The 9,883-nt window shown below is 62.7% G+C and carries 9 protein-coding genes; all 9 read right to left on the bottom strand.

Annotated elements, in window-relative coordinates:
- Positions 1-599 (bottom strand): protein-methionine-sulfoxide reductase heme-binding subunit MsrQ (gene msrQ, locus AC3WL2_RS16770; RefSeq protein WP_102683219.1); only part of this gene is annotated, 599 nt, incomplete at its 3' end.
- Complete coding sequence (gene msrP / locus AC3WL2_RS16765) at positions 599-1,612, bottom strand: protein-methionine-sulfoxide reductase catalytic subunit MsrP (RefSeq protein WP_102683218.1); 1,014 nt, start codon at positions 1,610-1,612, stop codon at positions 599-601. The genes msrQ and msrP, both read right to left, overlap by 1 nt.
- A gap of 77 nt (positions 1,613-1,689) precedes the next feature.
- The gene (gene pssA / locus AC3WL2_RS16760; protein WP_028691215.1) at positions 1,690-2,541 is read right to left on the bottom strand and encodes a CDP-diacylglycerol--serine O-phosphatidyltransferase; all 852 of its coding nucleotides are present in this window, start codon (positions 2,539-2,541) and stop codon (positions 1,690-1,692) included.
- A 150-nt stretch (positions 2,542-2,691) separates the two neighbouring features.
- On the bottom strand, positions 2,692-3,708 hold the full coding sequence (ilvC, locus tag AC3WL2_RS16755; protein ID WP_027917653.1) for a ketol-acid reductoisomerase: 1,017 nt from the start codon (positions 3,706-3,708) through the stop codon (positions 2,692-2,694).
- 54 nt (positions 3,709-3,762) lie between these two features.
- Positions 3,763-4,254 carry an acetolactate synthase small subunit gene (gene ilvN / locus AC3WL2_RS16750; protein ID WP_003250040.1) on the bottom strand — a complete coding sequence of 164 codons (492 nt, stop codon included), beginning with the start codon at positions 4,252-4,254 and terminating at the stop codon, positions 3,763-3,765.
- A 1-nt stretch (position 4,255) separates the two neighbouring features.
- On the bottom strand, positions 4,256-5,980 hold the full coding sequence (locus AC3WL2_RS16745) for an acetolactate synthase 3 large subunit (protein WP_102683220.1): 1,725 nt from the start codon (positions 5,978-5,980) through the stop codon (positions 4,256-4,258).
- A 407-nt stretch (positions 5,981-6,387) separates the two neighbouring features.
- Entirely contained in the window at positions 6,388-6,720 is a 333-nt protein-coding gene (locus AC3WL2_RS16740; protein ID WP_102683217.1) for a YqcC family protein, read from the bottom strand.
- On the bottom strand, positions 6,717-7,496 hold the full coding sequence (locus AC3WL2_RS16735) for a tetratricopeptide repeat protein (RefSeq protein WP_102683216.1): 780 nt from the start codon (positions 7,494-7,496) through the stop codon (positions 6,717-6,719). Before AC3WL2_RS16735 ends, AC3WL2_RS16740 begins: the two co-directional genes overlap by 4 nt.
- A gap of 26 nt (positions 7,497-7,522) precedes the next feature.
- The gene (gene mrcB, locus AC3WL2_RS16730; protein ID WP_102683215.1) at positions 7,523-9,844 is read right to left on the bottom strand and encodes a penicillin-binding protein 1B; all 2,322 of its coding nucleotides are present in this window, start codon (positions 9,842-9,844) and stop codon (positions 7,523-7,525) included.
- Positions 9,845-9,883: the final 39 nt, after the last annotated feature.

The raw sequence follows: 9,883 nt of genomic DNA, 5'->3' as shown, positions 1-9,883 counted from the left end.
CTCCCCCGCCCCACCAGCCGTGGCACACGCCGCCACACCGGGGGTATACGCAACACCAGCAAGAAGCCCCCGATAGCGGCATACACCGCCCACTCCTTCAGGTCCGAGCGTACGATCCACAGGAAGTGCAGCAGCCCAAGCCCGAGAATCACATAGACCAGCCGGTGCAGCTTCTTCCACCGCGCCCCAAGGCGCCGCTGGCTATACCGGTTGGACGTGACCGCCAGCGCCAGCAAGCCAAGAAAACCCAATGCACCGACAATGATGTAAGGCCGCTTGCGCAGCTCGACGCCAAACTGCCCCCAATCCAGCCCCAGGATGAACACCAGGTACGCCGTCAGGTGCAGCACTATATAAGCAAAGCACCACAGCCCCAGTTGCCGCCGTACCACGATCCACCCCGACCACCCCGTCAACCGCTGCAGCGGTGTCATGCTCAGGGTGATCAACAGGAACACCAGCGCCCCCAGGCCAAGGCGATCGACCATGATCTTTCCCGGATCCGGGCCGAGCGACCCCATGGCTGCCTCATACAACCACCACACGGGAAACAGGCACCCGATCACGAAGATCGCCAGGCGCAGCCACGGATAGCGCATCAATAGTTCTTCCGCAGGTCGAGGCCGGTATACAGCGACGCCACTTCATCGGCATAGCCGTTGAACATCAGCGTATCGCGCACATTGGGGCTGAACAGCCCGCTGGGCAGGCGCCGCTCGCGGGCCTGGGTCCAGCGCGGGTGGTCGACCGTCGGGTTGACGTTGGCATAGAAGCCGTACTCGTCCGGCGCCAAACCCTGCCAGGTAGTCGCAGGCTGCTCGGCCACCAGGCTGATGCGCACGATCGACTTGATGCTCTTGAAGCCGTACTTCCATGGCACCACCAGGCGCAGCGGCGCGCCGTTCTGGTTGGGCAGCTCACGGCCATACATGCCAACCGCCAGAATCGCCAGCGGGTTCATCGCCTCGTCCAGTCGCAAGCCCTCCACATACGGCCAGTCGATCAGGGCGAAGCCGGAGCGCTGCCCAGGCATGCTCTTGGAGTCTTCCAGGGTTTCGAAACGGATATAGCGCGCCTTGGAGGTTGGCTCGACCTGCTTGAGCACCTCGGCCAACGGGAAGCCCAGCCAGGGAATCACCATCGACCAGGCCTCCACGCAGCGCAGGCGATAGACCCGCTCCTCAAGCTGGTAAGGCTTGACGAAATCCTCCAGCGCATAACGCCCGGGCTTGGCCACTTCGCCATCGACCACCAGGCTCCACGGCTCGGTCTTCAGGCTGCCGGCATTGGCCGCCGGGTCGCCCTTGTCGGGCCCGAACTCATAGAAGTTGTTGTAGTGGGTCGCGTCCTTGAACGGCGTGATCGCCTCGCCGCTGACGGTGACCGCCTGCCAGCGCGTGGCGCCGAGCTTGTCGGTGAACCAGCTTGGGGCGCTGCCCGCCTCGACATCCGCATAGCGGGAAACCTCCGCCGCGGCGGCCAACCGGGGCAAGGCGCCCAGGGCTGCACCTGCAAGGCTTGCGCCCAGCAGCTTGCGACGGGAGAGGTAGAAACTTTCGGGGGTGATCTCGGACGACTTGCAGTCGCTGGATCGGGGAAGCTTGATGAGCATGGCGGCTCCACAGTACGGGTAACTGATGTACACGTAAGACTATGGAGCCGGCAGGTTATTCCGCGATTAAATCCTTGTCAGGATTTGCGACGGCGTGCCCGCAACAGAAACTGGATCGGCCCCGATGCAGCATAGGCGAGGAAGATCAGCAGCAGGATGCGCGGCGGATCGCTGAACACCACGGCGAACACCAGCACCACGGCGAGGATCGCGACAAAGGGCACGCGGCCCTTGAGGTCGAGCTCCTTGAAGCTGTTGTACTTGATGTTGCTGACCATCAGCATGCCGGCGGCAGCCACCAGCAAAGCCACCAGGAACGACAGCTTGGAACCCTGGATGCCGTAGTCGCTGAACGCCCAGACGGTACCGGCCACCACGCCGGCCGCCGCCGGGCTGGCCAGGCCGATGAAGTAGCGCTTGTCGGCGGTGCCGACCTGGGTGTTGAAGCGCGCCAGGCGCAGGGCCGCGCCGGCCACATAGATGAAGGCGACCATCCAGCCGACCTTGCCCATGTCGCCCAGGGCCCAGCCGAACGCCAGCAGCGCCGGGGCCACGCCGAAGGCGACCATGTCCGACAGCGAGTCGTACTCGGCACCGAAGGCGCTTTGCGTATTGGTCATGCGCGCCACGCGGCCGTCGAGGCCGTCGAGGACCATGGCGACGAAGATGGCGATGGCGGCGAAGGCGAAGTACTTGCTCGCCTCGCGTGGATCACCCGCGCTCAGGGCGCTCTGCGCGCTCATCGAGCTGATGATGGAATAGAAGCCGGCGAACAGGTTCGCGGTGGTGAACAGGTTGGGCAGCAGATAGATACCGCGGTGACGCACCTTGCGCCCTTCGGCGTCGTGGCCTTCTTCAACGTGCTCATCGACAGGTAGCAGGCTTTCGGCGTCGGAGGGCTTGTTCGGCTCTTCGGGACGTTCGCTCATGAAAAGTACCTTGCAACAGGGTGGAATATGTTCGACATGGGCTCTGCAAAACGGTTCTGACAGCGAGCCACTGGTCGCTTTATACCAGAAGCTGACCGCGCAAACGAAAAAACGCGGCCGAAGCCGCGTTTTTCATTATCGACGCAAGACTCAGTTCTTGGTCTTGTCGACGATCTTGTTGGCCGAGATCCACGGCATCATCGAACGCAGTTGCTCGCCGATGATCTCGATGCCGTGAGCGGCGTTGTTGCGACGCTTGGCGGTCATCGAAGGATAGTTGGTGGCGCCTTCGCTGATGAACATCTTCGCGTACTCGCCGTCCTGGATGCGCTTCAGAGCGTTGCGCATGGCCTTGCGGGATTCTTCGTTGATGACTTCAGGGCCGGTGACGTACTCACCGTACTCGGCGTTGTTGGAGATCGAGTAGTTCATGTTGGCGATGCCGCCTTCGTACATGAGGTCAACGATCAGCTTCAGCTCGTGCAGGCACTCGAAGTAGGCCATTTCCGGGGCGTAGCCCGCTTCGACCAGGGTTTCGAAACCGGCTTTGACCAGCTCGACGGTACCGCCGCACAGAACGGCCTGCTCACCGAACAGGTCGGTTTCGGTCTCGTCCTTGAAGGTGGTTTCGATGATGCCGGTACGGCCACCGCCAACGCCAGCGGCGTAGGACAGGGCGACGTTCTTGGCGTTGCCCGAGGCGTCCTGGTAGATGGCGATCAGGTCAGGGATGCCGCCACCTTTGACGAACTCGGAGCGCACGGTGTGGCCCGGGGCCTTCGGCGCGATCATGATCACGTCGAGGTCGGCACGCGGAACGACCTGGTTGTAGTGGATCGAGAAACCGTGGGAGAAGGCCAGGGTGGCGCCTTTCTTGATGTTCGGCTCGATCTCGTTCTTGTACAGCTGGCCCTGGAATTCGTCCGGGGTCAGGATCATGACCAGGTCGGCGGCAGCGACGGCGGTGGCCACGTCGGCTACTTTCAGGCCGTGGGCTTCTGCCTTGGCAACGGTGGCCGAGCCTTTACGCAGACCGACGGTAACGTCCACACCGGAGTCCTTCAGGTTGCACGCCTGGGCGTGACCCTGGGAGCCGTAGCCGATGATGGCGACTTTCTTGCCCTGGATGATGGAGAGGTCGCAGTCTTTGTCGTAGAAAACTTTCATGAAAATACCCCTGGTTATATCTCGGCCCCTGCGGAGCCATCGCTATTTTTGAAGTTAGATGCTGAGCACTTTGTCGCCACGGGCAATGCCGGTGACGCCACTGCGCACGGTTTCGAGAATCGATGCGGTGCCGATGGCCTGGATGAAGCTGTCCAGTTTGTCGCTGGTGCCGCTCAGCTGCACGGTGTACACGCTGGCGGTCACGTCGACGATCTGGCCACGGAAGATATCCGTGGTGCGCTTGATCTCGGCGCGCTGGGCACCGGTGGCCTTGACCTTGACCAGCATCAGTTCGCGCTCGATGTGGGCGCTTTCCGACAGGTCGACAAGCTTGACCACTTCGACCAGCTTGTTGAGGTTCTTGGTGATCTGTTCGATCACTTCGTCATGGCCAACGGTGGTCAGCGTCAGACGCGACAGGGTCGGGTCTTCGGTCGGCGCCACGGTCAGGCTTTCAATGTTGTAGTTGCGCTGGGAGAACAGGCCGACCACGCGAGACAAGGCACCGGGTTCGTTTTCCAGCAGCAGGGAGATGATGTGCCGCATGTCAGGTACGCTCCGTCTTGCTCAGCCACATGTCACGCATCGAGCCGTCCTTGATCTGCATCGGATAGACGTGCTCGGTCCGGTCGACCGCGATGTCGATGAACACCAGGCGGTCCTTCATCGCGAAAGCCTCTTCCAGTTTCGGCTTGAGGTCTTTCAGGCTGGTGATGCGAATGCCCACATGGCCATAGGCCTCAGCCAGCTTGACGAAGTCCGGCAGCGACTCGACATAGGAGTGCGAGTGGCGACCGTTGTAGGACATGTCCTGCCATTGGCGAACCATGCCCAGCACACCGTTGTTCAGGTTGACGATCTTCACCGGCAGGCCGTACTGCATGCAGGTGGACAGCTCCTGGATGTTCATCTGGATGCTGCCTTCACCGGTAACGCAGGCCACGTCCTGGTCGGGGAAGTTGAGCTTGATGCCCATGGCCGCCGGGAAACCGAAGCCCATGGTGCCCAGGCCACCGGAGTTGATCCAGCGGTTGGGTTTGTTGAAGCGGTAGTACTGCGCCGCGAACATCTGGTGCTGGCCCACGTCGGAGGTGACGAAGGCATCGCCCTTGGTCACTTCGCACAGGGTCTCGATGACCTGTTGCGGCTTGATGATGTTGCCGTCGCCCTTGTCGTAGGGGAACAGCTCACCGTCGCCACGCCATTCGTCGATCTGCTTCCACCAGGCGTCGAGCGCCGCCTTGTCGGGCTGCTCGCCGATTTCCTTGAGGATGCCGAGCATTTCGCTCAATACGCTCTCGACCGGACCGACGATCGGTACGTCGGCCTTGATCATTTTCGAGATCGACGCAGGGTCGATGTCGATGTGGATGATCTTGGCATTCGGGCAGAACTTGGCCGGGCCGTTGACCACGCGGTCGTCGAAACGCACACCGACAGCGAAGATCACGTCGGCGTTGTGCATGGCCAGGTTGGCAGTGTAGCTGCCGTGCATGCCGAGCATGCCGAGGAACTGGCGGTCGGTGCCCGGGTAGCCACCAAGGCCCATGAGGGTGTTGGTGACCGGCAGGTTCAACGACTTGGCGATTTCGGTCAGGGCTTCGGAGCCGCCGCCGAGAATGACGCCGCCGCCGGAGTAGACCACCGGGCGCTTGGCCGCGAGGAGCATTTCGGCTGCCTTGCGGATCTGCCCGGAGTGGCCGCGCAGGGCCGGGCTATAGGAACGCAGCTTGACCTTTTTCGGGTAGATGTACTCGAACTTCTCGGCCGGGTTGGTCATATCTTTTGGAATGTCGACCACGACCGGACCGGGACGGCCGGACTGCGCCAGATAGAAGGCTTTTTTCAGGACTTCGGGGATTTCCGAGGCGTGCTTGACCATGAAGCTGTGCTTCACGATCGGCCGGGAGATACCGATCATGTCGGTTTCCTGGAACGCATCGGTGCCGACCATGGTGCTGGGCACCTGGCCAGACAGGATGACCATCGGGATGGAATCCATGTAGGCGGTGGCAATGCCGGTGATGGCATTGGTCGCGCCTGGGCCGGAAGTCACCAGTACCACACCGGCCTTGCCGGTGGCACGGGCGTAACCGTCCGCCATATGGGTGGCAGCCTGCTCGTGACGAACCAGGATGTGCTGGACTTCCGGTTCCTTGAACAAGGCATCGTAAACATGAAGGAGAGCACCGCCAGGGTACCCGTAGATGTGCTTAACGCCTTCGTCGCGCAAAAAGCGGACGACCATTTCAGCGCCGGATAAGAGCTCCACGTTGTTCACCTCTAAAACGCCAGAATACCGCCCTCACTGAGCGGGTCTTATTAGGTTTACTGCCAAGCAGAGCATGAGCGAACGTCAGCACTGACTGAGCAAGTATTGGGAATACCCTGGTGTGTTGCGGGCCTTCCCACCCAGCGCGAGGTAACGCGTTGCGGGGTGTTACAAGTCGGCGCGGGTGTGCGCCTCATGATCTGCTTAGCGGGTCTGCTTCTGGCAGTCCCTCTACAGCGGAATCTGGATTCTTGTGATTCGGCGCTCACAAGTCAAGAGAAATTATTGCCAATTTTTCATCAAGATGAATTCTCACCACCACTAATGGCGCGAGCAGCAGCAGGAAAAATAAGATTTCCATAAAAAAGGGCCACAATCTGCGGCCCTTGAAGGAAAAACGGTAGAAATCAGGCGGAAGGCGCGATCAATTGGTCGAAAGTTGCGAGCAAACGCCGTAGCTCGCGGCTTTGTTCCGGGCGGTCGACGAACACCGTCTCGGCCATCACCAGAATGCCCGAGGCGTTGGGCAACGGGTGCCCGTGCTCGAGGATCAGCTTCATGCGCGGCAGGAATATCCACTGCAACCACTGTTCGAAGGCCATGCGGTCCACCGCGAACGGTTCCACGCTGGCCAACGCCTCGGCACTGGGGGTGGCGTCGCTCCACCAGCCCTGGACCTTGAGCTCCTGCTCGATCAACAGCAGCTGGTCGGCAATATCGAGAATGCGCTGCTCCATCACAGGTTGACCCGCGCCTTCTGCCGCGCCAGGGCGGCACCTGCGCTGTCACCCTGTTTTTCACGGGCCTGGGCGATGGTGTTCCACAGCTGGGCCTGCAGGTCTGGGCGACCGTTGGCGTAGGTCAGGGCACGGCGCGCCAGTTGCTCGGACTGCGCGGCATCGCCCTGGGACAGACGTACCTGGGCCAGGCGGAACAACACCTGCGGCTCACGCGGGGCAATGCGCTGGGCACGCTCCAGGCTCGACGCGGCACCGTTGAAGTCGCCGCTGCCCTGCTGCTGCTGGGCAGTGGTGAGCAAGGCCAGCACCGGGCCGTCTAGCTGCTCGTCGGCCGACAAGCCACCACTGGACGCGTTGCCACGCGGAATACCGGTCGGGGCGCTGGTAACCGGCGCCGGGTTGCTCATCGAGGCGATGTCGAACGGTTCGTCGGCAATCGGGTTGGGGTTGGTCGTGATCGGCCCACTGCTGACCGGGCCCGGGGTGATCGGACCGGTGCTGATCGGTGCGGGGCCCGTGCCTGCCGGGAACGACTGGATCGGCGCGCCGCCTGTCCCTTGCGGGATCATCACGGTGACGCCGGAGTCTTCCGGCAATGACTGGGCCTGGCTGCTGCCGCCGCTGGTCGGATAAGCCGACGTGCGGTTGGCCGAGACGCGCTCGCTGTTGGAGACCCGGGTGCTCGAATCGACCACCGGAATATTGCCACGCGGGACGCTGGTACAGCCGTGCAGAACGGTCACTGCCGCCACGGCAGGAATCCACCACTTGTTCACTTCACACCCTCTTCAGAAGCTCGCGCTCAATTCATCCAGCCCTTGACCCAGTCCATCACCTCTTCGGCCGGGTTCTGCTCGCCGCCACAGGCGGCGCCTGCGGGCGGTTCACTGCCACGAATATACGGCATCTGCACCGCTCCCGGACAGCTGCCGTCGGAACCCTGGCCGCTGTAAGGGTCGATCCAGGCCTGCACCACGTTGTCCGGCTGCGGCATGTCCAGCGGCAGCGGGTCGGCCTTCTTCATGAAGCTGGTCCACACCTGCAGCGCGCCGGTGGCTCCGGTGAACGGCGTCTTGCCGTTGTCGTCGCGGCCCAGCCAGACCACCGCCAGCAGGTCCTGGCTGAAGCCGGAGAACCAGCTGTCGCGCGAGTCGTTGCTGGTGCCGGTCTTGCCGGCCAGGGTCAGCGAACTCGGCAGCACGCTGTATACCGAGCGCCCGGTACCTTCGCGCATCACCCGCTGCATGGCGTTCTGCACCAGGTAGATCGAGCCTGGGTCGAAGGTCTGCTGGATTTGGAACGGGTAGCGCTTGAGCGGCTCGCCTTCGGCGGTGAGCACGCTGCGGATACCGCGCATCGGCGTGTTGAAGCCGCCGTTGGCGATGGTCTGGTACATGGTCGCAACCTGCATCGGCGACATGCCGCCGGCGCCCAGCAGCATCGACGGGAACGCCGGCCAATCGACCTGCACGCCCAGCCGACCGATGGTCTTGATCACGTTGGGCACGCCCACTTCAAGGCCCAGCTTGGCGGTGGACAGGTTGTAGGAGTTGGCCAGGCCCTGGTACAGGTAAATGGTGCCATGGGGGCGGCGGTCGTAGTTCTGCGGCCGCCATACCTGGCCATCGGCGCCCTTGACCGAGAACGGCTCGTCCTGCACCCAGCTGGTGAGGGTGAACTTGCTCGGTTGCTCCAGCGCGGTCAGGTAGACCGCCGGCTTGACCAGCGAACCGATCGGCCGCACCGCGTCGATGGCACGGTTGAAACCGGCGAAGCCCGACTGGCGGCTGCCGATCAGCGCCTGCACCTCACCGGTTTCCGGGTTGGTGACGACCATCGCCGACTCGACTTCGTCGGCGCCCTTGCGCCCGGCCAGGCGTTTGAAGGTCTCGCTCATGGCGGTTTCGGCCTTCATCTGCAGGATCGGGTCGAAACTGGTGAAGATGCGCAGGCCTTCTTCGGTAAGGTCTTCGTCGCGGTAGTCCTGGCGCAGCTGACGCTTGACCAGGTCGAGGAAGGCCGGGAACGAACTGTCGGCCAGGCTGCCACGCTTGGTCACGCCCAGGGGCATTTTCTTCGCTGCATCGACTACGTCCTGAGTGGCCACGCCTTGCTCGGCGAGCAGGTCGAGCACCAGGTTGCGTCGCTGCAGGGCGCGCTCGGGGTGGCGGCGTGGGTTATAGTAGGACGGGCCCTTGACCATGCCCACCAGCAGGGCGATCTGGTGCAGCTTGAGCTCCTGCAGCGGCTGGCTGAAGAAGAACTGGCTGGCCAGACCGAAGCCGTGCACGGCGCGCTGGCCGTCCTGTCCGATGAACACTTCGTTCAGGTAGGCCTCGAGGATCTCGTGCTTGTCATAGTGCACTTCCAGGAGCAGCGACATCATCGCTTCGGTCAGCTTGCGACTGAGACTGCGCTCGTTGGTGAGGAAGAAGTTTTTCACCAACTGCTGGGTCAGGGTACTGCCGCCCTGGCGCATGGCGCCGGACGAGGTGTTCACCCAGACGGCCCGGGCGATGGACTTGGGCGACACGCCGAAGTGGCTGTAGAAGTCGCGGTCCTCGGTGGCGATCAGGGTTTCCACCAGATACGGCGGCACCTGATCGATCTTGATAAGGATGCGGTCTTCGAGGTTCTTCGGGTAGATGCCGCCAATCATCAGCGGCTCAAGGCGCACCACGTCGAGCTTGCCGCCGTTGGCACCACTGAGGCCCGCGACATAATCGCCGGAGAAGCGCACGCGCACGAACTGCGCCGGCTCCATGCCCTCGTAGAACTGGAAGCCACGGGTATTGAGGTCGACGGTATTGCCGTTGACCGACGCCGCCCCCGGACCGTTGGCCGCGCTTTCCCGACGGTAGCCGAGGGCATCGAGCTCGGTGAGGAAGTCGTTGCGGCTCAGCTTCTGGCCGACGAACAGCTCCAACGGCCGGGCATACACCTTGGCCGGGATGGTCCAGCGCTTGCCGGAGAACTTCTCCTGGACAGTGGCGTCGAGGTAGACCGCGAAGCCGGCAATCAGTACCAGGCCGACCAGGCTGAGCTTGAGCGCCCAGCCCAGCCAGGCACGGGCACGGCCGGTCGGGCGTTTTTTAGGAGTGCGGGAATTTCGGGTACGAGTCATGGCGGCGGATTATACGCACTTTGGAAAAGGGAGGCAGAC

This window comes from Pseudomonas sp. FW305-96 (genome assembly GCF_058783825.1).
The sequence above is the reverse complement of the archived record's forward strand: the minus strand, read 5'-3'. Positions and strand labels throughout refer to the sequence as shown.